Raw genomic sequence first — 25,680 nt, forward strand, 5'->3', positions numbered from 1 at the left:
GCGAGGGGACGACGGGTGGGTGCCCAGGCGCCCGGCGGGGTGGTGCGGGCCGCTCCCCGGTGGTGGTCCACCTGTGCAGCGCCAGTCACGGCCCCGGGTCATCGTATCCGCGCCGCGGGCGTCCTAGGCTCGGACGCCATGGAGACGCTCACCCCTGCCGAGGTCGCCGGCGTCCTGGGGGTCTCGGCGAACAAGGTCCGCCAGCTGCTGCGCGAGCACCGGCTGATGGCCGTCCCCGGCAGCGGCAACAGCCGGATCCCGGCCGACTTCCTCCTCGACGGCGCCGTCCTCAAGCACCTGCCCGGCCTGATCACCGTCCTCAAGGACGGCGGGTACAGCGACGAGGAGGTGTTCGACTGGCTGTTCCGCGCGGACGACACCCTGCCCGGCACCCCGGTCGACGCGCTGCGCGGCGACCGGCACACCGAGGTCACCCGCCGGGCGCAGGCGCTGGCCTTCTGACCCTCGTCCCCAGCCGTACCGCCTGCGCGCTGGCCAGCCGGCGGGCGAAGACCCCGAGGCGGCGGGGCCGGGACACCGTCACCCGGCGGTCCAGCACGCGGAAGTCGGCGCGCTCGATCTCGGTGAGGATGCCGCCGTAGAGCGCGGTGGCCGCCCGCACGCAGTCCCGGGACTCCGGCGCCAGCATCGGCGTCCCGGGGGCGGCGTCGTCGTAGCGGCGGCGCACGATGGCCACCATCTCCTGCATGAGCGCGCGGAATCGGGCGTCGTACCGCTTGGCCTCGATCTGCTCGCGGGTCACGCCGTGCGCGGCCATGACGTCGGCGGGCAGGTAGACCCGGCCGCGGTCGGCGTCCTCGGCGACGTCGCGCAGGAAGTTGGTCAGCTGGAACGCCTCGCCGAGGGCGATCGCGTGCGGCGCGGCCTCCTCGCGGGCCACCCCGCGGGCGGTGCCGAGCACCGGCAGCACCTGCAGCCCGATGACCGACGCCGAGCCCCACATGTACCGGTCGAGGGCGGCCATGTCGGCGTAGCCGGTGACGCTGAGGTCGCTGGTCATCGCGGCCAGGAAGTCGACCAGGTGCTCCACCGGGATGCGGTACCGGCGGTAGGTGTGCACGGTGGCCAGGCGCACCGGGTCGTCCGACCAGCCCGCGGAGAGCTCGGCCAGCAGCGCCCGGGACCAGTCCGCGAGGTCCCCGGCCGGGTCGGCGCCGGGGTGGTCGACCAGGTCGTCGGCGGTGCGCGCGGCGGCGTACAGGGCGTGCACCGCCGGGCGCCGGTCGGGGGTGAGCAGCCGGGTGGCCAGGTGGTAGCTCTTGCCGTGCTCGGCGTTGACCGCCGCGCAGAACCGGTAGGCGGCGTCGAGTGCGGCCTGCTGCTCCGCCCGTGTGCGCGGGGGCTCCAGCGTCGTCACCGGCCGGCCACCCCGGTGATCCGCTCCGCGGCCAGCCGGCCGCTGATGACCACCATCGGCACACCCACCCCCGGCTGCACCGACGAGCCGGCCAGGACGACGTTCTCCGGGCCGCGGCGGGGCAGCGTGGGGGTGCGGAACGGGCCGGTCTGGCCGAAGGTGTGCGCCAGCGCGAACGGCGTCCCGGCCGCCATGCCCTGCTGGGCCCAGGTGAGCGGCGTGTCCATGTGCTCGACCTCGATCGCGCCGGTCAGCCCGGTCCAGCCGCGCGCCTCCAGGGTGGCCAGCACCTCGTCGCGGTAGCGCGGGCCCAGCGTCGGCCAGTCCAGGTCGGGGTTGCCGCCGCTGCGCGGGTCGAGGTTCGGGGTGGGGGCCACGATGCTGAGCACCTGCCCGCCGTCGGGGGCCAGGCTGCGGTCGGTGAGCGACGGCATGCTGACCAGCAGGCTGGGGTCGGTCATCGGCCGGCCCTCGCGGGTCAGCTCGTCGAACACCTGCCGCCAGGCGGCGCCGAAGCTGATCGTGTGGTGCGCCTGGCCGGCCATCGGGTCGCGCACGCCGACGTGCACCGACACGCAGGACGGCGAGTACACCGGGCGGCGCAGCCGGCGGAAGCCCGGCACCAGCTCCTGCGGCCGGTCGACGGTGACGACCACGGCGTCGGCGGGCAGCCGCTCGCCGTCCTCCAGCAGCACACCGGTGACCCGCCGCCCGGCGCACTCCAGCTCCCGGACCCCGGTGTCGTAGCGCAGCGTGACGCCGGCGTCGGCCGCCGCGGCGGCCATGGCCCGGGGGACGGCGCCGATCCCGCCCATCGGGTGCCAGACGCCGGCGCCGATGTCCAGCTGGGCGATGACGGCGTAGGCGGCGATCGCCCGGTAGGGGGAGACCCCCGCGTAGAGCGCCTGGAAGCTGAACAGCCGGCGCAGCCGGTCGTCGGTGAAGTGCCGCTCCACGTGCCGGGACAGCCGGCCGAACCCGCCACGGCGGGCCAGCTGGACCAGCTCGGGGCCCAGCAGGTCCAGCGGGGTGTCCAGGTTGCGGTCGATGAAGGTGGACAGCTGCAGCCGGTAGAGCTCGGCCAGGTCGGCCAGGTAGCGGCGCAGCGCCGCGGCCTCGGCCGGCCCGCACAGGGCGGCCACCTCGGCGGCGAAGGCGTCCGGGTCGGCGTGCACGTCCAGGTGCGAGCCGTCGGCGAACTGCGCCCGGTAGGTGGTCTCCAACGGGACCATCGTCAGCCGGTCCTCGAGCTTCTCGCCGACCGCGGCGAGGGTGTCGGCGACCAGCTCGGGGGCGGTGAACACCGACGGGCCGGTGTCGAGGGCGTAGCCGCGCTCCTCGATCCGCCCGGCGCGCCCGCCGGGTCCGGCGGCCCGCTCGACGACGGTGACCTCGCGGCCCGCGCCGCGCAGCCGCAGCGCGGCCGACAGGCCGGCCAGGCCCGCGCCGACGACGACGACCCGGTCGGTGCGGCCGGGGACGGTGCGCACCATCAGGCGGTCCGGGTGGTGGCAGCGACGGCCAGCGCGTCCAGCGCGACCCGGGCGTCCTCGGCCAGCGGGGCCGCGGCGATGGCGCTGCGCGCGAGCGCGGTGCGCTCGGCGATCCGCTGCTCGACCCGCGCGCGGGCGCCGGTGGCCTCCATCAGCGCCCGGACCGCGTCGAGCTGCACCGCCCCGGCGGCCGGGTTGCCCAGGGTGCCGGCGAGCAGCCGCCGGCCCGCGTCGTCGGCGCCCTCCTCGGCCAGGGCGACCAGCAGCGTCTGCTTGCCCTCGCGCAGGTCGTCGTCGGCGGACTTCCCGGTGACCGACGGGTCGCCGAACACCCCGAGGACGTCGTCGCGCAGCTGGAACGCCTCGCCCAGCGGCAGCCCGATCGCGGTGTAGACCTCCGCGGCGCGCTGGCCGGCGCCGGCGATGGCCGCGCCCAGCTGCAGCGGCCGCTGCACGGTGTAGCCGGCGCTCTTGTAGCGGGCCACCTTCAGCGCGCCCGGGGCGCCGGGCAGGCCGCCGGCGGCGCGCAGCAGGTCCAGGTACTGCCCCGCGGTCACCTCGGTGCGCATGGTGTCCCAGACCACCCGGGCGCGGGACAGCGCGGCGGGGGAGATGCCCGAGCAGCGCAGCAGCTCGTCAGACCACACCAGCGCGAGGTCGCCGACGAGGATGGCCGCGCCGACGCCGAACGCGTCGCCGTCCCCGGCCAGCGCGCCGTCGCCGTGCCGGGCGGCGAAGCCGACGTGGGTGGCCGGGCGGCCCCGGCGGGTCAGCGCGCCGTCCATGACGTCGTCGTGCACCAGGGCGCTGGCGTGCACGAACTCCAGTGCGGCGACCGCCCGCAGCACGGCGGCGTCCCGCTCGCCGGGGCCGGGGTGGGGGGACTGGTCACGGACGCCGCGCCAGCCCCAGTAGGCGAACAGCGGGCGCAGCCGCTTGCCGCCGTCGGCGATCGCGCAGACCTCGTCGATGATCGGCAGCAGCGACTCGTCCATCGCCGCGAGGGTCTCCCGCTGGACCTCCAGGAAGTCCGACAGCGCGGCGGAGACGGCGGCGCGGACGCGGTCGAGCTCCGCGGCGGCCGACGGGCCGGCCGGGGGGAGGGCGGTGGACTCGCGCTGCTGCGCCCCGGCGATCACCCGACGAGTATCGCGCGCGATCGGACCGGGTGCGGCCGGTACCCGCGTCGGTGCCATCGGATCAGCCTCCTGGGACGGGCGGGGGAGCCCTACCTCGTCCATTCTGCGGATCGGCACCGTCCGGATGCGTCCCGCCGCCGGTGCGCCCGCGGTCCGTAAGCTCGGCGACCATGACCCCGACCGTGCGCGAGCTGCTCGCCGAGGGCCGGCCGACGTGGTCCTTCGAGTTCTTCCCGCCCAAGAGCCCCGAGGGCGCCACCCAGCTGTGGACGGCGCTGCGCGAGCTGGAGCGGCTGCAGCCGTCCTTCGTCTCGGTCACCTACGGCGCCGGCGGGTCCACCCGCGAGGGCACCGTGTCGGTCACCGAGCGGATCGCCACCGAGACCACGATGACCCCGCTGGCCCACCTGACCGCCGTCGACCACAGCGTCGCCGAGCTGCGGCACGTGGTCAGCCGGCTGGCCGCCGCGGGCGTGCGCAACCTGCTGGCGCTGCGCGGCGACCCGCCCGGCGCCGACCCGCAGGCCGACTGGGTGGCCCACCCCGAGGGGCTGTCCTACGCCGCCGAGCTGGTCGAGCTCATCCGCTCGATGGGCGACTTCTGCGTCGGCGTGGCCGCCTTCCCCGAGCGGCACCCGCGCTCGCCGGACTTCGACAGCGACGTGGAGATGTTCGTGCGCAAGTGCCGGGCCGGCGCGGACTTCGCCATCACCCAGATGTTCTTCCGCGCCGAGGACTACCTGCGGCTGCGCGACCGGGTGGCCGCCACCGGCTGCGAGGTGCCGATCGTCGCGGGGGTCATGCCGGTCACCAGCGCCGGGCAGATCAGCCGGATCGTGCAGCTGTCCGGCCAGGCCTTCCCCTCCGAGCTCGCCGACCGGTTCGCCGAGCTGGACGGCGACACCCCGGAGGCGCGGGCGGCCGTGCGCGCCTACGGCGTCGAGGTGGCCACCGAGCTGTGCCGCACGCTGCTCGCCGAGGGTGTCCCGGGCATCCACTTCATCACCATGAACCGCTCGACGGCCACCCGGGAGGTGCACGCCAACCTGGCGGCGGTCGGCTCCCCGCACTGAGCCGGGGTCACCGGGCGGGATCGCGGCCGGCCAGCAGGGCCGCCGTCGCGGCCGCCGCCCGGCGCAGCCCCTCCCGCTCGGCGGCGTAGCCGCCCACCACGCCGACCACCGGCAGGTTGGCCAGCGCCCGGTGGTGCAGCCGCCCCTTGGGGCGGGCGTCGAGGGTGTCGTCGATGCGGCCGAGCAGCCGGGCCACCCGCCAGAGCGTCCGGACGGCGCCGCGGTCCTCCCGCCCGCCCAGGACGTCGTCGGCGTAGGCGCCCGGGGCCCGCGCCAGCAGCGGCCGCACCCGCTCGGCGGGCAGCTCGCGGCCGAGCAGCACCCGGGCCAGCAGCGACACCCGCTCGGCCTCGTCGTCCACGCCGTGCTCGTGCGCCACCCCGCCGACGACCAGCGCCTGCACCGCGGAGCCGACGGTGTTCTGCAGCGGCAGCAGGTCGGCGACCTTCCCGGCGAGGCGGGGCACGGCGCTCGCCCCGGCGGCGACGCTGCTCACCCGGTGGGCCCACCAGCGGTCCCGCTCGGCCTGCGGCAGCGCCGGCGGCCGGCCGAGCCGGCGGACCAGCGGTGCGGTCAGCCGGTCGACCCGCCGGAGGACGTCGACGACGACCGCGTCGCTGATCGGAGGGGCCATGGCGGGCCGGTTCCCCGACCCGGCGGGGGTCATGCGCACCGGTCGCGACGGGCACCGTCCCGGGACGCCGACCCCGCGACGATGGGCGCGGACGCGCCGTTCCCCGGCTCGGACCGGAGCGTCGGCGCACACCCTCCGGACGTCGCGACCGCGGCGGCGCCCGACGGCATGGTGCGGGGGCCGGCCGACGGGGTACTGCCGTCCGGACGAGGGTGCCGGCGCGCGTGCTGACGCGTGACCAGGGATCATCACCGGAGCCGCGCACCCGTGCGGACCGACTCGGGAGGACGTGCCGTGGCCGCTGGACTCGCAGCCCTGCTCGACGACGTGGCGGTGCTGGCGCGCGCCGCCGCGGCCTCGGTCGACGACATCGGGGCCGCCGCCGGACGGGCAAGCATGAAGGCCACCGGCGTCGTCGTCGACGACGCCGCCGTCACGCCGCAGTACGTCCGGGGCCTGGCCGCCGAGCGGGAGATCCCGATCGTGCGGCGGATCGCGCTGGGGTCGCTGCGCAACAAGCTGCTGATCATCCTGCCCGCGATCCTGCTGCTCAGCCAGTTCCTGCCCTGGTTGCTCACCCCGATCCTCATGATCGGCGGGGCCTACCTCTGCTACGAGGGCGCGGAGAAGATCTGGGAGAAGGTCGGCGGCGGCCACCACGAGGCCGCGGCCTCCGACGAGGCGCCGCCGGACGAGGACACCATCGTGTCCGGGGCGGTGCGCACCGACTTCATCCTGTCCGCAGAGATCATGGTCATCTCGCTCAACGAGGTGGTCGACGAGGGCTTCTGGTCCCGGGCGGCGATCCTCGCCGTGGTCGCGATCGCCATCACCGTGCTCGTCTACGGCTTCGTGGGCCTCATCGTGAAGATGGACGACGTCGGGCTGCGGCTGTCCCAGCGCCCCGGCGCGGGCGTGGCCCGGTTCGGCCGCGGGCTGGTCAAGGCGATGCCGAAGCTGCTGGCCACCCTCACCGTGGTCGGCATGGCCGCCATGCTGTGGGTCGGCGGGCACATCCTGCTGGTGGGCACCGACGAGCTAGGCTTCCACCTGCTGTACGACGCCCTCCACTCCGTGGAGGAGGTCGTCCACGACGCCACCGGCGCCCTCGGCGGGGTGCTCGCCTGGGTCGTCGACACGCTGGCCAGCGCGCTCGTCGGGCTCGCCGTCGGCGCCCTGATCGTCACCGTCGTGACCCTCACCGTCCACCGGCGCAAGGCGCACGCCGGCTCCCACTAGGGCGAGGGCCCTCCTGCCCCCACCGGTCGCGGGCTCGCGGCGGCCCCCTGCGGGAGGGCCGTCACGGCTCACCCCGCGCACGTACGTTGGGGCGCATGGCCGCACGGGGGACGCTCGCCCGCTGGGCGGCCGTCGCCCTGCTCGTGACGGTGCTCGTGGCGCTGCCCTCGGTCGTCGCCGCGCTGCCCGCCGACGACGCCGACGTGCCGGCGGCCGACCTGCGCGCCGCCGTCCTGGCCGCCTCCGACGTCGGCTTCTCCGGCTACGCGGTGTCGGCCGGCGGGCTGGCCCTGCCGGTGTCCGACCGGCTCACCGCCGCCGCCGACCTGTTCAGCGACCGCACGCTGATGCGGGTGTGGTGGCGCGACCCGGACGAGCACCGGGTCGACGTGGTCGCCGCCGCCGGGGAGACCGGCGTGCACCGCGACCCCGGCGGCACCTGGACCTGGGACTTCGAGGCCGGCACCGCCACCCGCGGCCGGCCGGCCTCCCTGGCGCTGCCCGCCCCGCCGGACCTGCTGCCCGCCGCGCTCGGCCGCCGGCTGCTGTCGGAGGCCACCGACGAGGAGGTCACCCGCGTCGGCGCCCGCCGGGTGGCCGGCCGTGACGCGCTCGGCCTCCGGGTGGTCCCGGCCGAGCCGGCCTCGTCCGTGGCCCGGGTCGACGTGTGGGTGGACCCGGCCAGCGGCCTGCCGCTGCAGGTGCAGGTCTTCGGCGAGGACGCCGTCCTGCCCGCGCTGGACACCCGCTTCCTGGACCTCGACCTCGCCGTCCCCCCGGCGGACGTCGTCGCCTTCACCCCGCCGCCGGACGCCACCGTGCTCACCGCGCCAGACACCGAGGGGCTGATCGCCGAGGCCGGCGAGCGGGCGCCGGACGTGCGCCTCCCGCCCGAGCTCGCCGGCCTGCCGCGGCGGTCGTTCCACGGGGTGCCCGGCGCGGTCGGGGTCTACGGCCGCGGGGTGACCCTGCTGGCCGCCGTCCCGGTGCCGCAGCGGCTGGCCGCCGGGCTGCGCGAGGCGCTGACCGCCAGCCCGGAGGCCGTCGTCGACCCCCTCGGCACGCGGGTCGCCGCGGGGCCGCTCGGGCTGATGCTGGCCGAGCGCCCCGGCGGGCCGGCCTACGTGCTCACCGGCACGGTCACCCTGGACGCGCTCGGCGAGGCCGCCCGCCGGCTCCCCGGGGCCCCCGCGTGACCCCGGTCATCCGGACCCGCGGGCTGGTCAAGCGCTACGGCCGGCTGCGCGCGGTCGACGGCATCGACCTCGACGTCCGCGCCGGTGACGTCTACGGGTTCCTCGGCGCCAACGGCTCGGGCAAGACCACGACCGTGCGGATGCTGCTCGGCCTGGTGCTGCCCACCGCCGGTGAGGTGGAGCTGCTCGGCCAGCGGATGCCCCGCGCCGGACGCCGGGTGCTGCCCCGGGTGGGCGCCCTGGTCGAGGGGCCGGCGCACCACGGGCACCTGTCCGGGCGGACCAACCTCTCGCTCATCGACGCCGCCGGCCCGGGCGGCTCCCGGCGCACCCGCCGCGCACGGATCGACCAGGTGCTCGACCAGGTCGGCCTGGGTGGCATCGACCGCCGTCCCGTGCGCGCCTACTCCCTGGGCATGCGCCAGCGGCTCGGGCTGGCCGCGGCGCTGCTGCGCCGTCCGGAGCTGCTGGTCCTCGACGAGCCCACCAACGGCCTGGACCCGCAGGGCATCACCGAGATCCGCGAGCTGCTGCTGGAGCTCAACCGCGGCGGGACGACGGTGTTCCTCTCCAGCCACCTGCTGGCCGAGGTGGAGCAGCTGTGCACCCGGGTCGGCGTGCTCGACCGCGGCCGGCTGGTGCTGCAGGACGAGCTGGCCCGGCTGACCGCACCCACCGGCGCGACCGTGGTGGACACCCCGGAGGTCCCGCGGGTGCGCGCGGTGCTCGACGGACGGGTGCTGGGCGCCGACGGCGGGCGGGTCGTGGTGCGCGGCGCGGACCCGGCCGAGGTCAACGCCCGGCTGGTCGCCGCCGGCGTGCCGGTCACCGGGCTGGCGCTGCAGCGGCCGACGCTGGAGGAGGTGGTGCTCGCCGCGGCCGGCACCAGCGCGGACCGGGTCGAGGGGCCGCGGTGATCGGCGTCGAGCTGCGCAAGCTGTTCCGCCGGCCGCGCACCTGGGTGACGATCGCCGTCCTGAACGCGCTGCCGGTGCTCGTCGCCGTCCTGCTGCAGCTGACCGACCTGGCGCCCCGGCCGGGGGAGGGGCCGCCGTTCCTGTCCGCCGTGCTCACCAACGGGGCGCTGTTCCCGCTGGCCGCGCTGGCCATCGTGCTGCCGCTGTTCCTGCCGATCGCGGTCGCCGTCGTCGCCGGGGACGCCGTCGCCGGGGAGGCGCAGGCCGGCACGCTGCGCTACCTGCTGGCCCGCCCCGCGGGGCGCACCCGGCTGCTGCTGGCCAAGCTGGTGGCGCTCATGGCGTTCGTGCTGGTCACCGTGCTGGTCGTGGCGGCCGTGGGCTACCTCGTCGGGACGACGCTGTTCGAGGCCCAGCCGACCGGCGGGACGACGTCGGTGTCGGGCACCTCGCTGACCCAGACCGAGCTGGCCGGTCGCAGCGCCATGGCCATCGGCTACGTGACGGTGTCCATGCTCGGCGTCGCGGCCTTCGGGTTGTTCTTCTCCACCCTCACCGACTCCCCGCTGGCCGCCGCCCTCGGCGCGCTGGCGGTGCTGGTGACCTCCTCGCTGCTGTTCACCCTGGACGCCGCCTCGCCGATCGCGCCCTACCTGCCCACCCGATACTGGCTGGCCTTCGTCGACCTGTTCCGCGACCCGGTGCTGTGGCGCGACGTCGTCCGCGGCCTGGCGCTGCAGGGGGTCTACGTCGGGGTGCTGCTCGCCGCGGCGTGGGCCAACTTCACCACCAAGGACGTCACCAGTTGACGGCCCCCCTGCAGGGTCCCGCCGCGAGCCGGCGAGTGGTGGGGGGCGGGGGGGGGGTCCTCTTTCAGCCGGCGCTGAGGCGGGCACAGTCGTCCGGCCCCAGGGCGGATGGCGGGGCGGCGCCGAGCTGCTCGAGCACCATCGCCTGCACCAGCGGGTCGCGCGGCAGCTCGCCGTGGCCGACCCGGGCCTGCGCGCACACCGACTGCACCGGCAGCTCCAGCGCCCCGTCCAGCCGCGCGGACTCCGGTGGCGTCACCGTCTGGTCCTGCGCGGTCCAGATGGACACCCAGGCCGGGCCCTCCGGCGTCTCGTCCCCGGCGTTGAGCTCGCTCAGCAGCGGGCTGCCGGGAGCCAGCTGACGGCAGGCGTCGCCGCACTGCTCGGGGGCCAGCTGCCCGGCGAGGTCGGCCAGCGCGGTGCCGTGGTGCGGTGAGCCGAGGGTGACGATCCGCCGGGCGACGTCCGCCCCGCCGTCCGCGGCCCACAGCCGGGCGACCACCCCGCCGGCGGAGTAGCCGACGACGTCCACGCTGCCGGCGCCGCTGCTCTGCAGCGCCGCCTCGGCCGCCGCCGCCAGCGCGTCGGCCGCGGCACCCAGGTCGCCGGTGCCGTTGCCGGGGACCTCGACCACCGCGGCGTCGCGGCCCTGCGCGGTCAGCCGGTCGGCCAGCGGACGCAGCGCCGCGGTCGACCCGCCGTACCCGGGCACCAGCAGCACCGGGCCGGGCCGTTCCTGGGCCACCGGGGCGCCGGTGGTCACCGACGGCCGGTCCAGCAGCCATGCCGTCCCACCCGCCAGGACGGCGACGACGACGAGGGCCAGCAGGGCGGCGACCAGGCGGCGGCGGGCGGGGGAGAGACCGGCGAGCACCCCACCACTGTCCCCGCCCGGCCGGGACTGGTGGACTGCGCTGGTGGAGTGGGCGCCGTGCTGAGCCGCGAGGAGTACCTCGCCGCCTGGTCGACCTGGCACGGCGGCACCGACCCGGCCGGCAGCCGGCTGGTGCGCGGCTGGCTGTCCATGGTCTACGCCCTCGCCCGCCCCACCCGGAGGCTGCCGCCGGTCGCGGTCACCGCCGCAGGCCTGCTGGTCGCCGCGGCCGCCGTCGTCCCGGCCGCCGCCGGAGACCTGTGGCTGGTCCCGGCGGGGCTGCTCGTCGGGGTGTCCGCCGTCCTCGACGGCCTGGACGGGGCGCTGGCCATCGCCACCGGGCGCGCCTCGCGGCGGGGGTTCGTCCTCGACTCCGCCGTCGACCGGCTCAGCGAGGCCGCGTTCGCCGCCGCGCTGTGGGTCGCCGGCGCCCCTGGCTGGCTGGCCGCGGCCTTCGGCGCGCTGTGCTGGCTGCCGGACTACCTGCGCGCCCGCGCCGGGCAGGCCGGCGTGTCCGAGACCGGCCAGATCTCGGTGTGGGAGCGGCCCACCCGGGTGGCGATGACCGGGTTCACCCTGGGCGGGGCGGGGGTGGTGTCCGGTCTGGACCTCGCCGGCGCGGTGGCCACCAGCGGGACGGCGGTCGGCTGCCTGCTCGGGGTGGTCGGCGTCGCCCAGCTCGGGACGTCGCTGCGCCGGGCCCTGGCCGACTGAGCGGTGCCTGGCCCGGTGTCCCACCATAAGGTGGCACCCCGTCGTCCGACGTCCACCGGGCGTCCCCCCGCACGTCATCCAGGGAGCGCCCCGTGCCCGTCGCCGTCACCGGCTCCATCGCCACCGACCACCTGATGACCTTCCCGGGGAAGTTCACCGAGCAGTTCGTCGAGGGCCAGATGGAGAACGTGTCGCTGTCCTTCCTCGTCGACGACCTGGTCCAGCACCGCGGGGGAGCCGGCGCCAACATGGCCTACGGCCTGGGCCTGCTCGGCCTCGCGCCGGTGCTCGTCGGCGCCGTGGGGTCGGACTTCGGCGACTACGACTCCTGGCTGACCCGGCACGGCGTGGACACCGCCTCGGTGCACTGGTCGCAGCTCAAGCACACCGCCCGGTTCGTGTGCACCACCGACGCGGTGAACAACCAGATCGCCTCCTTCTACTCGGGCGCCATGAGCGAGGCGGCGTCCATCGAGCTGACGCCGGTCGCCGAGCGGGTGGGCGGGCTGGACCTCGTGGTCGTCGGCCCCAACGACCCGACCGCGATGGTGCGGCACACGAGTGAGTGCCGGACGCGCGGCTACGCCTTCGTCGCCGACCCCAGCCAGCAGCTGGCCTGGGCCGACGGCGAGATGATCCGCGACCTGGTCGACGGCGCCGAGCTGCTGTTCACCAACGAGTACGAGGCCGCGCTGCTGCTGCAGAAGACCGGCTGGAGCGACACCGAGGTGCTCGACCGGGTCGGCACCTGGGTCACCACCCGCGCGGCCGACGGCGTGCTGGTCCGCCAGGCCGGTGTCGCGCCGATCGAGGTGATCGCCGTCCCGGAGACCAAGCCGGTCGAGCCCACCGGCGGCGGCGACGCCCTGCGCGCCGGGTTCATCGCCGGGCGGGTGTGGGGCCTGGGCCTGGAGCGGGCCACCCAGCTCGGCTCGGCGGTGGCCACCGAGGCCGTCGAGGTCATCGGCACCCAGGAGTACGAGCTGCAGCGCGAGCCGTTCCTCGCCCGCTTCGCCGACGCCTTCGGTGCCGACGCCGCCGACGAGGTCGCCGCCCACCTGCCGTGACACTGCGGTCCCCCCCGGAACCGTCGCCGACTGCGGGGAACTCGGGGTCCGGACGGCGGATCAGGGCCCGACTGCGCCGCAGTCAGCGGGGGTGCCTAGCTGCCGCGGAGCTGCTCGCCGATGGAGGGGTCCTCGGCCCACGTCCGGTAGGGGATCCGCTTGATCTCGCGGACCTCGCCCAGCGTCGTCCACTCGTTGCCGCCCAGGCGGGCCAGCGGTCGCAGCTGCTCGACGCGCGGCCGCCCGCCCTCGACCGCGGACTCGAACACGCTGACCAGCTCGACCCGGCCGAACACCACCGTGCTGTCGCCCAGCCGCACCGTCGAGTGCAGCGTGCACTCGATCGACACCGGCGACTCCGCGACCCGGGGGACGCCGACCCGCTCGGCCGGCTCCAGGACGACGCCGACCTCCTCGGCCTCGCTGACCCCGTGCGGGAAGTCGGTGCCGGTGGCGTTGACCTGCTCGAACAGCGACTCCGGGGTGAGGCTCACGGTGAACTCGCCGGTCGCCTCCACGTTGTCCAGCGTGTCCTTGCGCCCGACCGAGGTGAACTGCACGACCGGCGGCGACACGCAGGCGACCGTGTAGAAGGAGTGCGGCGCCAGGTTCACCAGCCCCTCGGCCGACCGGGTGGCCACCCAGGCGATCGGGCGCGGCACCACCACGGAGTTCACCACCCGGTAGAAGGCGCCGCCGTCCATGGCCGCCGGGTCGAAGTGCACGCGCGCGTTCGGGCTGGTCACCCGGTCATCGTCTCCCGGACCGCCCGCACCCCGCCGACCGGGCGGCCGCGCCAGGTCAGCGTGCCGCGTCGCCGCCCGGCCACCGACCCGGCCAGCAGGACGTCGAACAGCAGCACCGACAGCGGGTGGGCCAGCGAGTCCGGCCAGACCCGGCTGCCGGTCGCCGCGGCCGACACCGCCCGCCCGGCCACGCCCGCCGCGTAGCCGACCAGCCCGGCCCGCGACCCGCGCAGCGCGGCCACGGCGGGCACCACCCACACGGCGGTCAGCCCGGCGGCTCCCGCGAGGCTGGCCACCGGCGACCCGCCGACCGAGGCCCACAGCGACTTGGCGTAGCCGGCCCGCAGCGCCGGCCAGCCGTCGTACATCCGGCAGGCGGCCAGCCGCGACCCGTCCACCGGCACCGCCCGGCCGCCGGCCCGCTTCACCGCCCGGGCCAGCGCGACGTCCTCGATCACCTCGCCGCGCACGCCCTCGTGCCCGCCGGCCCGCAGGTAGGCCGACCGGCGGACGACGAGGAACTGGCCGTTGGCCGCGGTCAGCGACGGCCGGGCCGACCGCTCGGCCACCCGCACCGGCAGCGTGGTGACCCACAGCCACGGCCCCAGCGGCTGCACCAGCCGCTCGGCCGGCGTGGCGGTGACCGGCCGCGGCCACGGGGAGACCAGGTCCAGGCCGTGCGTATCCAGCACGGCGACCGCGCCGGCGACGGCGTCCGGGAACAGCCGGACGTCGGCGTCGAGGAACACCAGCACGCCGTCCTCGCCCGGGTCGCCCGCGTCCGCGCCGGTGGCGCAGGCGTGCGGCTTGCCCAGCCACCCGGGCGGCGGCTCGGCGGCACGGACCAGCCGCACCCGCGGGTCGGCGACCGCGCGCACCACGTCGGCGGTGCCGTCGGTCGAGCCGTCGTCCACCACGACGACCCGCAGGTCTGCCACGCCCTGCTGGGCGAGCACCGCGGCCAGGCAGCCGCCGACCTGCGCCTCCTCGTCGCGCACCGGCAGCACGACGGTGACCGCGCGGCGCACCGGCGCGGGCCCGGCCGGGGGACGGCGCAGCAGCGCCGCGTTCACCGCCGCGTGCAGCGCGCCGGCCACGGCCGCCCCGGACAGGCCCCGCAGCAGCCGCCCGGTCACGACCTCCGGGCCTGCACCGCCAGGGCGACCAGCACCGGGACGGCGAGCAGCACCCCCCACGCCGCGGACCCGGGCAGCCCCAGCCAGACGGCGTGGGCGAGCGCACCACCGAGGGTCATCCAGCCCAGCACCAGCAGCGGCGCGCCGTCCCCGGTGCGCGGGGCCGCGCCGACGGCGAGCAGGTCCAGCAGCGTCATGAGCACGGCACCGGCCAGCAGCCAGCCGGCCAGGTTGGTCAGCGGCACCGTGTCGATGCCCGGCAGCGAGGGCTGCGGGTACGCCCACGTCCAGTAGCCGGCCTGCACCATCTGCGGGTCGAGGACGACGTCCCACCCGGCGAACACGCCCGCCGCGACCGCGACCCGCGCCGGCCGCTGCCGGGCGGGCCGCACACCGGCGGTGAGCCGGCGGGCCAGCAGCCAGCTGGGCCAGGCCATCATCAGCCAGGCCAGCGGCACGAGGAACGGGACGCCGAGCAGCGTGGGCCCGAGGTCGTCGCTGTAGGTGTACTGCCCGTAGGGGAAGCCGGTGGCCAGCCCGACGGACTCGAAGACGACCGCGGTGGCCGCGGTGACGCCCAGCACGCCGGCCCCGGTGCGCGCACCCCGGCTGACCGTCGCGTGCGCCACGGACACCGCCGAGCCGAGCAGCACGATGGTCCAGCTGACCGCGTCGCGGGCCGGGCCGGGGTCCAGCAGCGGGTAGGCGATCGCGGTGAGCACGAGCAGCACCGCCGGCACCCACGGCGCGCCGGCCGGGCGGCGGACCGCCCGCGCCTCGAGCAGACCGCTCACCGGCGCACCCGGGCCAGCCCGCGGGCCAGCCCGTGGGACAGCGTCTCCCGGGCGCGGGCGGGCAGCCCCCGGTCGCCGAGCACGGTGCGCGCCGCCGTCCGCCCGGAGTTGCCCGACACCCCGCCGCCGGGGTGGGTGGAGGCGCCGGCCAGGTACAGCCCGGCCAGGCCCGGCACCCGCATGCCGGACAGCGCCGGCGTCGGCCGGAAGCCGAACATGCTGGCCAGCCCCATCTCCACGTGCATCACGTTGCCCCGCAGCAGGGCCAGCTCCCGCTCCAGCAGCAGCGGGGTCTGCACGTAGGTGCGCAGCACCGAGGCGGCGAAGCCGGGCGCGAACCGGTCGACGGCGGCGATGAGCCGCGCCGCCTCGCGCTCGGCGAGCGCGTCCCAGTCCCCGCCGTCGGCCAGCGCGTAGGGGTACCACTGCCCCCAGATGGTCACCACGTGCTGCCCGGGCGGGGCGAGGGTGTCGTCGGTCGCGGAGAAGCACATCGCCAGCGGCACTGGCTCGCGCGGCAGCCGCCCGCCCAGCCAGTCGCCGTGCGCGGCGGCCAGCACCGCCCGGTCGGTGCACAGCAGCTGCAGGCCACCCAGGGCCAGCGCGGGGTCCACGCCGGGGTAGGCCGGCGGGGCGTCGGTGTGCGCGCGGACCACCAGGCCGAAGCCGTTGCCCACCGGGGGCGCGGCGTCGGCCAGCGCCGGCGGCGCGTGCTCCCCGGCCAGGTCGCGGGTGGCCAGCACGTGGCAGGCGGCGACGACCACGGGGGCCTCGACCCGCCGTCCGGACACCGTCTGCACGCCGGTCACCCGGCCGCCGTCCACCAGCAGCCGCGCCGCGCCGTCGCCGAGGGTGACCCGGCCGCCGTCGGCCTCCAGCCGGCGGCCCAGCGCCTCGGTGAGCCCGCCGGAGCCGCCCACCGGGTGCCCCGGCGGGGTGTCGTGCAGCAGCGTCACCCAGGCGACCATCGCCGCGGTGCCGGGCTCGGACATCGGCGGGCCGGACTGCGCACCGAACCAGGCCAGCGCCGCCTTGAGCCGCTCGCTGCTGAACCAGCGGTCCAGCAGCGCGTCCCCGGAGCCGAGGAAGTCGACGGCGATGTCACCGCCGGAGGTCCGCGGCCGGCCGTCGGAGGGGGCGCCGATGGGCCAGAAGGAGCGGGCCAGGCCGCCCACCGTGGGACGCCGGCCGAAGGAGTCGACGACCGCCCGGCTGCGCGGGCCCCACACCGCCACGAACTCGCGGTACGCGGCGGCGTCGGCCTCCCCGCAGGCGGCCGCGACGGAGGCGCAGGTGGCGTCCAGGTCGACGGAGAAGACCAGCGGCCGCCCGTCCGGGCCGGGGTCGCCGGGGGAGGGGGCGGGCGCGAAGCCCCACGGGTCGCAGTCGACGTAGCGCAGGCCGTGGGCGGCGAGGTCCAGCTCCTCGACGATGCCGCTGGACCGCACGATGACGTGCGCGCTGGACCCGCGGTCGACGCGGACGCCGGGCCAGCGCTCCACGGTGGAGACCGCGCCGCCGAGCACCTCGTCGCGCTCGACGACCTCCACCCGCAGCCCCGCGCGGGCCAGGTAGCAGGCGGCGACCAGCCCGTTGTGCCCGGCGCCGACGACGACGGCGTCGGCGGTGGCGTCGGCCGCCCTCACCGGGGGGACGGTGCCGGGGTCGGCAGCGGCAGGCGGGCGCCGAGGATGGCGAAGGGGCGCGCGTCGCCCGGGAAGCGGTGGTTGCGGGCCAGGTCGACGAAGCCGTCGGCGTGGTAGAGCCGGAAGGCCTTGGTGTCGTTGTCCGGGGTGGACAGCAGCGCCGCCGGGTGCGGCAGGTCGGCCACCAGGGCGTGCAGCAGCCGGCGGCCCAGCCCCCGGCTCTGGTGGTCGGGGTGCACGTGCAGCTCGCAGACCTCGAAGGCGCCGGGCAGCCAGCGCTTGGCCGTCCGCCGGTCCAGCGCGGCGCGCACCTGGTCGTGCCACCACTGGCCGGGGGCGATCACGTAGCCGTAGCCGAACCCGACGAGGACCTCGCCGTCCCGGGTCTGCGTGAAGGCGCCGACCGCGCGGAAGCCGGGGCGCTCGGTGTGCTGGACGGCGTAGCCGTAGCGGCCGGCGACCACCGAGGGGCTGTAGCCCATCGCCTCGCCGTAGATGGCCAGTGCCTCGTGCATGTGGTCGCGCAGCCACCCGGCGGGCAGCTCGGCGATCCGCGCCGCCGGCGTCGTCCCCGTCATCGGGCCTCCACCGCCTCGTCCAGGACCGCGTCCTGGTCCCGCTCGGGGCCGTCCCCGACCTCGGCAGCGGTGCCGGCGGTCAGCCGCAGCAGCTCGTCGTAGGTGGTCGGGAACACCGCGTGCGGGTGGCCGGCGGCGGCCCACACCCGGTCGTGGCGGGCCAGCTCGACGTCGACCAGCGTGCCGATCGGCGCGGGGTGCCCGACCGGGGCCACCCCGCCGATCGGCTGGCCGGTGTGCCGGCGCACGAAGTCCGCCGTCGCCCGGCGCACCTCGCGGACACCGAGCAGCGCGGCGACCCGGCCGACGTCGACCCGGTGCGCGCCGCTGGTCAGCACCAGCAGCGGTGCGCCGTCGACGTCGAACACCAGGCTGTTGGCGATGGCCCCCCTCGGCACGCCGAGCTCCTGCGCGGCCTCGGCGGCGGTGCGGGCGCTGCCGGAGAGCTCGCGCACCCGCCCCGCGGCGCCGGCCTCGGCCAGGAGCGCGGAGATGGCGGCGACCCGGGGGTGCTGCGGGGCGTCCACGACGGCATCCTCCCACTCCGCGCCGCACTCGGCCGCCCCCGCCCGGGCGGGACCCCCTGGTCCCGCGGCGACCGGGCGGGCACCCTCGGCGGCCGGGCGGGACACCGGCGGGCGGAGGTGCGGTGCAGCTGCGTGAGCTGGAGTACCTGGTCGCGCTCGCCGACGAGGGCTCCTTCACCCGGGCCGCGGCCCGCTGCTGGGTGTCCCAGCAGGCGCTGTCGCGGGCGGTCGCCGCGCTGGAGCGCCGGCTCGGCGTCCTGCTCGTCGTCCGGCGGGCCCGCGGCTGCTCGCTCACCCCGGCCGGGAGCCGGCTGGTGGCCGCCGCCCGCCCCCTGCTCCGGGACGCCGACGCGCTCACCGGGCTGGCCCGCGGGCTGGCCGGGGACCCCACGGGTGGGCGCCTGCTGCGGATCGGGGTGCTGCTCGACGGCCTGGGCGCGCGCACCCCGCCGGTGGTCGCCGCCTTCCGCGCGGCCTGGCCCGGCTGGCGGGTGGCCGTCCGGCGCGTGCAGCCCAGCGACCTGCCCGGCGTGCTGCTCTCCGGTGAGGTCGACGCCGTCCTGCTGCACGGCCCGTGCACCGACCCGAGGGTGGCCGTCGTCCCCCTGTTCCGGGAGGGGCGGGCGGTGGCGCTGTCGGCGGCCGACCCGAGGGCCGACGCGGCGGCGCTGTCCGTGCAGGACCTGCTGACCCTCCCCGCCCGCGCCCGCCGCGCGGGCATCGACCCCGGGTGGGAGGGGGTGTTCACGCTGCGCGCCGAGCGCGGCGGGGAGGAACCGGAGCGGGTGGGGGAACCGGCGGGTTCCCTGGAGGAGCTGCTGTGGGCCATCTCGGTCGACCGGCTCTTCCTCACCGTGCCGCAGCACGTGGCCACCAGCCACCCCGGCGCGGCCTACGGCGTCACCTACGTGCCGGTGCCCGACGCCGAGCCGGTGACCTTCGCGGTCGCGCACCGCCGCACCGACCGGCGGCCGCACGTCGGCGCCTTCGTGCAGCTGGCCCGGTCGGTCGCGGGGAGCTGACCCACAACCAGGAGGTGTTGGACGGCGGTGGGCGCGCGCCCCGACGCTGTGGCCCTGGACGGCCGGACGGCCGGACGGCACCGGGACGTCGGGACGCCGCGCACCCGCCCGCCCGTCCGTCCCCCCGACGACAGGAGGTCCCCCGTGAGCGTCACCCCGTTCACCGTCGACGTGCCCCGGGCCGTGCTCGACGACCTCGCCGACCGGCTCCGCGGCACCCGCTGGCCCGACGACCTCGAGGGCGCCGAGCCCTGGTCCTACGGCGTGGACCCGCACTGGCTGCGCGGCGTCGTCCGGTACTGGCTGGAGGAGTACGACTGGCCCGCGCAGCAGGCCCGGCTCAACGAGCACGAGCACGTCCGGGTCGACGGCCTCACCGGGGTCCCGGCGGCCGAGGGGCTGGCGGTGCACGCCGTCGTCCGGCGGGCTGCGCGCACCGACGGCGCGCCCGCCCCGCTGCCGCTGGTGCTGCTGCACGGCTGGCCCAGCTCCTTCGTGCAGATGCTGCCGGTGCTGCCGCTGCTGGCCGACCCGGCCGCGCACGGCGAGGCGGCCGGGGACGCCTTCGACGTCGTCGCGCTGTCGCTGCCCGGCTACGGCTTCTCCGACCGGCCGCGCCGCCCGGGGATGGACGTCGCCGCGATCGCCCACGTCGTCGTCCAGGTGATGGAGCAGCTCGGGTACCCGCGCTTCGCCGTCCGGGGCAGCGACCTGGGGGCGGGGGTGGCCCAACAGCTCGCGCTGACCTCCCCCGACCGGCTCGTCGGGCTGCACCTGTCGGGCACCAACCCCTACCTGGGCTGGGTGCCCGAGGACCTGTCGGAGGCCGAGCAGGAGTTCGTGCGCCGCGCCCAGGAGTGGAACGCCACCGAGATGGCCTATGCGATGGAGCACTCCAGCAAGCCGCAGACCCTCGCGCACGCGCTCACCGACTCCCCGGCGGGCATGGCCGCCTGGGTGCTGGAGAAGTTCCACCGGTGGACCGACGGCGACCTGGAACAGGTGTACGCGCTGGACGACCTGCTGACCAACCTCACCGTCTACTGGGTGACCGGCACGATCGGCTCGTCCATCCGGCTGTACGCCGAGACCGCGCGCAGCACGAGCGCCGCGTGGGGCCGGGTCGAGGTGCCCACCGGGATGGCGATGTCCGGGGCCGACATGTTCCCCACCCCGCGGGAGTGGGTCGAGCGCTCGTACGCGGTGACCTCCTGGACCGAGCTGCCCCGCGGCGGGCACTTCCTGGAGTGGGAGGTGCCCGAGCTGGTCGCAGCGGACGTGCGCGCCTTCTTCCGCGGCCTGCGGGAGGGGGCGCGGCCGGCGGGGGAGACCCGGGCGGGCCGCTGAGCTGCGGGAACCGTCGGTTCCCGTCGCCAGAGTGCTGACCAGGTCATCCGGGCTGCGCTCGGGGCTCTGCGGCGTGACGAGCGGCGCCGGATCGCGGCGGCGGAGGCCCGTGCGGTCAGGGAGGACCCACTCGACCTGGCCGAGGTCCGGGCGATCCAGCAGGAGATGGCCGCGCTCCGTGAGGGGTGAGGTGTACCGGCTGCCGGCTGCCGGCTCGTGGCAGGGGCCATGCGCAGCGTGGTCGGCGGTACGCGGTCGTGTCGGCGAGCCTGCCGGACTCCTCACGCTGGCGGAGATGGAACGCGTGGACGAGGCGCTCGTCCTGGTCCTGGACCTGTAGCCGACGGATCCTCGTCCTGCGCCGGGAGGTGCAGCCGCGGCTCGGCCGGAGGTGCCCCGGCGGCGTCCGCGGAGTGGTCCGGCCCCGTGTCCGTGCAGGTGGCAGCGGTCCCCCTGGGCCCTGGCCGCGTGCCGTTCTGTCGTAGGTCCGCTTGACGATGTCGGCGGTGTCGGGTCTACTCGACACCGTTCGAACACGTGTTCGAGCAACGCCGGCCTCCTGCCGCACCCGGGTCCTTCCCCACCCGGTGCGGCGGGCCGGGGCCGGTGGGGCGGCGGGGAGCGGTGGGGAGTCAGTCATGGGCCGGGTGCTGAGCGGGGTCGGCGAGGAGGTCCGGGTCGAGCGCGGCGCGCTGGGCCCGGCGCAGTTCTGGCGCGGACAGTCGCGCTACGTCGTGGGTGAGCTGCTCGACTCCTGGGTGGAGACCGCCCCGTGGTGGCGCCACGGCGCCGCGGGCACCGGCGCGTCGGCCGAGCTGGTCGCCACCCGCGAGGTGTGGCGGGTCGAGGCGGTCCGGGCCGGCCGGTCGCGGATGAGCTTCGCCGGCGTCTACGACCTCAGCTGGGAGTCGACGGACAACCGCTGGTCGCTCGTGCGGGTGCACGACTGATGGGAGCCGTCCGCGTCATGGCCGACCAGCTGCCCCTGCCCCCGGCGCTGCCCCAGGCCGCCCGCCAGCTGCTCGACCAGGCCTCCCGGGCGCTGGCCGAGGCGGCGGCGAGCGCCGACGCCCGGCAGCGCTACGCCACCGCCCACCTCGGCGCGCTGCGGGCCGCCGCGGCGGTGCTGGCCGCCCGCACCCGGCCGGAGTCCGGCCGGCGCCGCCCGCGCAGCGCCTGGGTGCTGCTCGGCCAGGTCGCCCCCGAGTTGGGGGAGTGGGCCACCTTCTTCGCCGCCGGGGCGGCCAAGCGGGCCGCGGCCGAGGCGGGGCTGTCCCGGGCGGTCACCGACCGCGAGGCCGACGACCTCGTCCGCGACGTGCGGGCGTTCCTCACCGTCGTGGATGCCACCCTGGGCAGCACGTCGCCGCCGGAGTCGCCGCGGCGGGCCCGTCCCCGGGTGGTCGGCGGCTCCGCCCGGAACGGGCGGTGACCGACCCCTTCGTCCACCTCCACGTCGCCTCCGGCTACTCCCTGCGGTACGGGGCCAACCACCCCGCGGACCTGGTCCAGCGGGCGGTCGAGCACGGCATGCGGGCGCTGGCGCTCACCGACCGCGACGGGCTCTACGGCGCGGTCAAGTTCGCCCTCGCCTGCCGGGCGGCCGACGTGCGACCGCTGTTCGGGGTGGACCTGGCGGTGACGTCCTCGGTGGACACGGCCGTCCCGCCGCCGCTGGCCCCGGTCGTCGGCGGCACGCACTCGGCGCAGCGGGCGCAAGCCCGCCGGCCGGACCCGCCTGCCTCCGGCGGTACCGGACGCCGGTCGCCGGCCCGCGGCGGGGCGGCCGTGGACCCGCGGCGGCCGCGGGTCACCTTCCTCGCCCGGGACGGCGCCGGCTGGCGGTCGCTGTGCCGGCTGACCAGCGCGACGCACCTGCGCGGCACCCGCGGGGAGCCGGTGGGCTCGCTGGCGCTGGCCGCCGAGCACGCTCCCGGGCTGGTGGCCCTGCTGGGCCCGGACTCCCCGGTCGGCCGGGCGCTGGCCGCCGGCCGGGCCGACCTGGCCGCCGCCCGGCTGTCGGCCTGGCGCGCGGTGTTCGGGCCCGGGTCGCTGGTGCTCGAGGTCGTGCACCACCGCGGCCGGGGGGACCGCTCCCGGGCGCAGGCGCTGCTGCGCTTCGCCGCGGCGGAGGGCGTGCCAGTCGTGCTGACCAACGCCGTCCGCCACGTCGACGCCCTGGACGCGCCCACCGCCGACGTCCTGGACGCCGCCCGCCGGCTGGTGCCGCTGGACACCCGGCACGTCGACCGGCGCACCGCCGAGGGGTACCTGAAGTCGGGCAAGGAGATGGCCGAGGTCGCCGCGGACCTCGCCGGCCCCGACCGCGATGCGGCGCTGCGGCTGCTGGAGCGCACCGCCCGGCTGGCCGAGCAGTGCGCCGTCGACGTCCGGGGCGACCTGGGCATCGGCACCGTGCGCCATCCGGAGCTGGACGTGGTGACCACCCCGGCCGAGCGGGGCCTGGGCCCCTCGGCGGTGCTGCGCGCCCGCTGCGAGGCCGGGCTGGGCCGGCGCGGCATGGCCGGCACGGCGGAGGTGACCCGCCGGCTGGACGACGAGCTGGCCGTGATCGACTCCCTCGGCTACCCGTCCTACTTCCTCACCGTCGCCGACGTCGTCGACCTCATCAAGGGCCTCGGGGTCCGGGCCGCGGCCCGGGGGTCGGGGGCCGGCAGCCTGGTCACCTACCTGCTGGGCATCTCCGACGTCGACCCGATGCGCTACGGCCTGCTGATGGAGCGCTTCCTCTCCCCGCTGCGCCACCAGCTGCCCGACGTCGACATCGACGTGGAGTCCGCCCGCCGGATGGAGGTCTACGACGCGGTGATCGGCCGCTTCGGGGCGCACCGGGTCAGCTGCATCTCGATGATGGACACCTACCGGGTGCGGCACGCCGTCCGCGACGTCGGCGCCGCGCTCGGCCTGCCGCCGGCCGAGGTGGACGCGGTCGCCAAGGCCTTCCCGCACATCCGGGCCAGCCAGGTGCACGCCGCGCTCCGCGACCTCCCCGAGCTGCGGGCCAGCCGGCTGGGCTCCAAGCGCGGCGGCGGCACCGGCGACCTGGACCTGCTGTTCGACCTGGTCGCCCGGCTCGACGGGCTGCCCCGGCACATCGCGCTGCACCCGTGCGGGGTGCTGCTGTCCGACGCCACGCTGCTGGACCGCACCCCGGTGGAGAACAGCTACCTGGGCTACCCGATGAGCCAGTTCGACAAGGACGACGTCGAGGAGCTCGGGCTGCTCAAGCTGGACCTGCTGGGCATCCGCATGCAGTCGGCCATCGCGCACGCGCTCTCCGAAGTGCAGCGGGTGGACCACGAGCAGGTCGACATCGACGCCGTCCCGCGCGACGACCCGACGACCTTCGAGCTGATCCGCAGCACCCGGACGCTCGGCATGTTCCAGATCGAGTCGCCTGGCCAGCGCGAGCTGGTCGGCAAGTTCGGCCCGGAGTCCTTCGAGGACGTCGTCATCGACATCTCGCTGTTCCGGCCCGGGCCGGTGAAGAGCGACATGGTCACCCCGTTCCTGCTGGCGCGGAACGGCTGGCGGGACCCGGTCTACCCGCACCCCGACCTCGCCCCGTACCTGGAGCAGACCGCCGGGGTCGTCGTCTTCCACGAGCAGGTGCTGCAGATCGTCGCGCAGATGACCGGCTGCGACCTGGCCCAGGCCGACGAGGCGCGCCGCGCGCTGGGGGACCGGGAGCTGCACGCCGAGGTGCGCGCCTGGTTCATGCCCCTGGCGGTGGCGCGCTACCCGGTCGAGGTGGTCGAGCAGGTGTGGCAGGTGCTGGTCGCCTTCGGCTCCTTCGGCTTCTGCAAGGCCCACGCCGCCGCGTTCGCCCTGCCCACCTACCAGTCCGCGTGGCTGAAGACCCACCACCCGGCGGCCTTCCTCGCCGGGGTGCTCACCCACGACCCGGGCATGTACCCCAAGCGGCTGATCCTCGACGACGCCCGCAACTTCGGCGTGCGCGTGCTGGGCCTGGACGTCAACGCCTCGACCGGCACCTACCGGGTGGAACGGGTCGACCCCGGGGACGACGGCGAGGCGTGGACCCGGCCGGGGTGGATGCCGGCGGCCATGGCCGACCCCTCCCGCCACGGCATCCGGCTGTCCCTGGCCGACGTGAAGGGCATCTCCGCCGAGGAGGTCGACCGGATCGTGGCCGGGCAGCCCTACCGCTCGCTCGCCGACTTCTGGCAGCGCGCGTCGGTGTCCCGGCCGGTGGTGGAGCGGTTGGTGCTGGCCGGCGGGTTCGACTCCCTCTACGGCTTCGGCGTCCGCGACCGGGAGGCCGGCCGGCCCACCCGCGGCCGCCACCAGGTCACCCGCCGCGACCTGCTGCTGCAGATCGGCGAGCTGGACCGCCTGCGTCGCAGCGACGCCCGCGTCGCCACCACCGGCCAGCTGAGCCTGGACCTGCTCGGGCTGGAGCTGCCGGAGGAGGAGACCGGACCGGCCTGGGCCCCCGGCAGCGGGCTGCCGGAGTTCACCGACGCCGAGCTGGTGCGCGCCGAGCTGGAGGTGCTCGGCCTGGACGCCAGCCGGCACGTCGTCGACTTCTACCGGCCGTTCCTCGCCGCGCTCGGCGCGGTGCCGGCGGGGGAGCTGCTCGGCAGCCGCAGCGGCGCCGAGGTGCTGGTCGCCGGGGTCAAGGTGGCCACCCAGACCCCGCCGATCCGCTCCGGCCGCCGGGTGGTGTTCGTGACCCTGGACGACGGGACCGGCTGCACCGACTCGACCTTCTTCGAGGACGCGCAGGGCCCCTACGCCGCCACCGTCTTCCACTCGTGGCTGCTGGTCGTCCGCGGGGTGCTGCGGCGCACCGGCCCGCGCGGGGTCTCCATCCGCGCCACCGGGGCCTGGGAGCTGCCGGCGCTGCACGAGGCGTGGGAGACCGGCGGGCTGGACGCGGTGGCCGAGCAGATGGCGGCGGCGGGGGAGTACACCGAGGACTCGATCGCCGGGGCGGCGGCCTCACGCGGGCCGCGGCCGGTCGTCGTCCGGCCGGTGCTGGTGCACCCCACCGGGTTCCGGATGTCGCCCTACGCCGACGTCAAGCCCGCCGGGGAGGACGCGATGACCGTGGCCAGGCGCGATGCCGGCGCCCCGCGCAAGCTGTGGCACTCCAGCCCGGGCAGCTCCGGCCACTGAAGCAGGGCCCCCTCTCCCCACTCCTCGCTCCGCTCGGCGTGGGACCCGGGAGGGAGCCGTCGCTGTACCCCGGTGGCCCGTCACCGGCCCGGGTGTGGGCGACCTGGGTACAGCGGTCCGCCCACGGTCCGGGTGCCCGCAGCGGATCGGCGCGCCCGCCCACCGATGAGTTCGGTGTGCCGCCGACG

The 25,680-nt window shown here is 76.9% G+C and carries 24 protein-coding genes; 13 read left to right on the forward strand and 11 right to left on the reverse strand.

Features of this window, described 5'->3' with window-relative positions; genetic code table 11:
* Positions 1 to 42 precede the first annotated feature (42 nt).
* Positions 43 to 462, forward strand: coding sequence for an Rv2175c family DNA-binding protein (locus RTG05_RS08550; RefSeq protein WP_396349641.1), 420 nt, complete (start codon positions 43 to 45; stop codon positions 460 to 462).
* On the opposite strand, the gene RTG05_RS08555 is transcribed toward RTG05_RS08550, so the two are convergent.
* From RTG05_RS08555 to RTG05_RS08565, 3 genes are read right to left on the reverse strand one after another with little or no spacing between them, the layout of a single operon-like run.
* Positions 431 to 1,378: a phytoene/squalene synthase family protein gene (locus RTG05_RS08555; protein WP_208104865.1), complete on the reverse strand. Its 948-nt coding sequence runs from the start codon at positions 1,376 to 1,378 to the stop codon at positions 431 to 433. The genes RTG05_RS08550 and RTG05_RS08555 overlap by 32 nt on opposite strands.
* Positions 1,375 to 2,871, reverse strand: coding sequence for a phytoene desaturase family protein (gene crtI, locus RTG05_RS08560; RefSeq protein WP_208104866.1), 1,497 nt, complete (start codon positions 2,869 to 2,871; stop codon positions 1,375 to 1,377). Before crtI ends, RTG05_RS08555 begins: the two co-directional genes overlap by 4 nt.
* Complete coding sequence (locus RTG05_RS08565) at positions 2,871 to 4,010, reverse strand: polyprenyl synthetase family protein (protein WP_208104867.1); 1,140 nt, start codon at positions 4,008 to 4,010, stop codon at positions 2,871 to 2,873. The genes crtI and RTG05_RS08565 overlap by 1 nt, the downstream gene beginning before the upstream one ends.
* 170 nt (positions 4,011 to 4,180) lie before the next feature.
* Between RTG05_RS08565 and metF the strand changes: the two genes are divergently transcribed.
* Positions 4,181 to 5,083, forward strand: coding sequence for a methylenetetrahydrofolate reductase [NAD(P)H] (gene metF / locus RTG05_RS08570; protein ID WP_166528290.1), 903 nt, complete (start codon positions 4,181 to 4,183; stop codon positions 5,081 to 5,083).
* Positions 5,084 to 5,090: 7 nt separating this feature from the next.
* On the opposite strand, the gene RTG05_RS08575 is transcribed toward metF, so the two are convergent.
* Entirely contained in the window at positions 5,091 to 5,717 is a 627-nt protein-coding gene (locus RTG05_RS08575; RefSeq protein ID WP_166528291.1) for a hypothetical protein, read from the reverse strand.
* A 294-nt stretch (positions 5,718 to 6,011) separates the two neighbouring features.
* Here RTG05_RS08575 and RTG05_RS08580 point away from each other — a divergent pair, with 294 nt between their 5' ends.
* From RTG05_RS08580 to RTG05_RS08595, 4 genes are all read left to right on the forward strand, one after another.
* Positions 6,012 to 6,956, forward strand: coding sequence for a DUF808 domain-containing protein (locus RTG05_RS08580; RefSeq protein ID WP_166528292.1), 945 nt, complete (start codon positions 6,012 to 6,014; stop codon positions 6,954 to 6,956).
* A gap of 95 nt (positions 6,957 to 7,051) precedes the next feature.
* Positions 7,052 to 8,152, forward strand: a complete 1,101-nt coding sequence (locus tag RTG05_RS08585) for a sigma-E factor regulatory protein RseB domain-containing protein (protein WP_166528293.1) — start codon at positions 7,052 to 7,054, stop codon at positions 8,150 to 8,152.
* On the forward strand, positions 8,149 to 9,069 hold the full coding sequence (locus tag RTG05_RS08590) for an ABC transporter ATP-binding protein (protein WP_166528294.1): 921 nt from the start codon (positions 8,149 to 8,151) through the stop codon (positions 9,067 to 9,069). The genes RTG05_RS08585 and RTG05_RS08590 overlap by 4 nt, the downstream gene beginning before the upstream one ends.
* Entirely contained in the window at positions 9,066 to 9,878 is an 813-nt protein-coding gene (locus tag RTG05_RS08595) for an ABC transporter permease (RefSeq protein WP_166528295.1), read from the forward strand. Before RTG05_RS08590 ends, RTG05_RS08595 begins: the two co-directional genes overlap by 4 nt.
* A 64-nt stretch (positions 9,879 to 9,942) precedes the next feature.
* On the opposite strand, the gene RTG05_RS08600 is transcribed toward RTG05_RS08595, so the two are convergent.
* On the reverse strand, positions 9,943 to 10,752 hold the full coding sequence (locus tag RTG05_RS08600; protein WP_166528296.1) for a lipase family alpha/beta hydrolase: 810 nt from the start codon (positions 10,750 to 10,752) through the stop codon (positions 9,943 to 9,945).
* A 48-nt stretch (positions 10,753 to 10,800) separates the two neighbouring features.
* Here RTG05_RS08600 and RTG05_RS08605 point away from each other — a divergent pair, with 48 nt between their 5' ends.
* Positions 10,801 to 11,466 (forward strand): CDP-alcohol phosphatidyltransferase family protein, encoded by a 666-nt coding sequence (locus RTG05_RS08605; RefSeq protein WP_315912441.1) that lies wholly within the window; start codon positions 10,801 to 10,803, stop codon positions 11,464 to 11,466.
* Between the two features lie 92 nt (positions 11,467 to 11,558).
* Positions 11,559 to 12,533, forward strand: coding sequence for a carbohydrate kinase family protein (locus RTG05_RS08610; RefSeq protein ID WP_166528297.1), 975 nt, complete (start codon positions 11,559 to 11,561; stop codon positions 12,531 to 12,533).
* Positions 12,534 to 12,628: 95 nt separating this feature from the next.
* On the opposite strand, the gene RTG05_RS08615 is transcribed toward RTG05_RS08610, so the two are convergent.
* The 6 genes from RTG05_RS08615 to RTG05_RS08640 are packed head-to-tail and all read right to left on the reverse strand — an operon-like array spanning position 12,629 to position 17,960.
* Positions 12,629 to 13,279: a flavin reductase family protein gene (locus tag RTG05_RS08615; protein WP_315912442.1), complete on the reverse strand. Its 651-nt coding sequence runs from the start codon at positions 13,277 to 13,279 to the stop codon at positions 12,629 to 12,631.
* On the reverse strand, positions 13,276 to 14,415 hold the full coding sequence (locus tag RTG05_RS08620) for a glycosyltransferase family 2 protein (protein WP_208104868.1): 1,140 nt from the start codon (positions 14,413 to 14,415) through the stop codon (positions 13,276 to 13,278). Before RTG05_RS08620 ends, RTG05_RS08615 begins: the two co-directional genes overlap by 4 nt.
* The gene (locus RTG05_RS08625) at positions 14,412 to 15,209 is read right to left on the reverse strand and encodes a carotenoid biosynthesis protein (RefSeq protein ID WP_166528298.1); all 798 of its coding nucleotides are present in this window, start codon (positions 15,207 to 15,209) and stop codon (positions 14,412 to 14,414) included. The genes RTG05_RS08620 and RTG05_RS08625 overlap by 4 nt, the downstream gene beginning before the upstream one ends.
* On the reverse strand, positions 15,206 to 16,855 hold the full coding sequence (locus tag RTG05_RS08630; RefSeq protein ID WP_166528299.1) for a phytoene desaturase family protein: 1,650 nt from the start codon (positions 16,853 to 16,855) through the stop codon (positions 15,206 to 15,208). Before RTG05_RS08630 ends, RTG05_RS08625 begins: the two co-directional genes overlap by 4 nt.
* The gene (locus RTG05_RS08635; RefSeq protein ID WP_208104869.1) at positions 16,852 to 17,433 is read right to left on the reverse strand and encodes a GNAT family N-acetyltransferase; all 582 of its coding nucleotides are present in this window, start codon (positions 17,431 to 17,433) and stop codon (positions 16,852 to 16,854) included. The genes RTG05_RS08630 and RTG05_RS08635 overlap by 4 nt, the downstream gene beginning before the upstream one ends.
* Positions 17,430 to 17,960, reverse strand: coding sequence for a YbaK/EbsC family protein (locus RTG05_RS08640; RefSeq protein ID WP_166528300.1), 531 nt, complete (start codon positions 17,958 to 17,960; stop codon positions 17,430 to 17,432). The genes RTG05_RS08635 and RTG05_RS08640 overlap by 4 nt, the downstream gene beginning before the upstream one ends.
* Before the next feature lie 122 nt (positions 17,961 to 18,082).
* On the opposite strand from RTG05_RS08640, the gene RTG05_RS08645 reads away from it, so the two are divergent.
* The 5 genes from RTG05_RS08645 (at position 18,083) to RTG05_RS08665 (ending at position 25,492) form a co-directional block, all read left to right on the forward strand.
* Positions 18,083 to 18,982 carry a LysR family transcriptional regulator gene (locus RTG05_RS08645; RefSeq protein ID WP_166528301.1) on the forward strand — a complete coding sequence of 300 codons (900 nt, stop codon included), beginning with the start codon at positions 18,083 to 18,085 and terminating at the stop codon, positions 18,980 to 18,982.
* A 144-nt stretch (positions 18,983 to 19,126) separates the two neighbouring features.
* Complete coding sequence (locus RTG05_RS08650) at positions 19,127 to 20,329, forward strand: epoxide hydrolase family protein (RefSeq protein ID WP_166528302.1); 1,203 nt, start codon at positions 19,127 to 19,129, stop codon at positions 20,327 to 20,329.
* A gap of 638 nt (positions 20,330 to 20,967) precedes the next feature.
* Entirely contained in the window at positions 20,968 to 21,279 is a 312-nt protein-coding gene (locus RTG05_RS08655; RefSeq protein WP_166528303.1) for a DUF6504 family protein, read from the forward strand.
* Positions 21,279 to 21,761 (forward strand): SAV_6107 family HEPN domain-containing protein, encoded by a 483-nt coding sequence (locus RTG05_RS08660; RefSeq protein ID WP_166528304.1) that lies wholly within the window; start codon positions 21,279 to 21,281, stop codon positions 21,759 to 21,761. Before RTG05_RS08655 ends, RTG05_RS08660 begins: the two co-directional genes overlap by 1 nt.
* Positions 21,758 to 25,492 carry a DNA polymerase III subunit alpha gene (locus RTG05_RS08665; protein WP_166528305.1) on the forward strand — a complete coding sequence of 1,245 codons (3,735 nt, stop codon included), beginning with the start codon at positions 21,758 to 21,760 and terminating at the stop codon, positions 25,490 to 25,492. Before RTG05_RS08660 ends, RTG05_RS08665 begins: the two co-directional genes overlap by 4 nt.
* The last annotated feature ends 188 nt before the right edge of the window (positions 25,493 to 25,680 follow it).

Source organism: Geodermatophilus sp. DSM 44513 (assembly GCF_032460525.1).
In the GTDB taxonomy this organism is placed as follows: Bacteria; Actinomycetota; Actinomycetes; order Mycobacteriales; family Geodermatophilaceae; genus Geodermatophilus.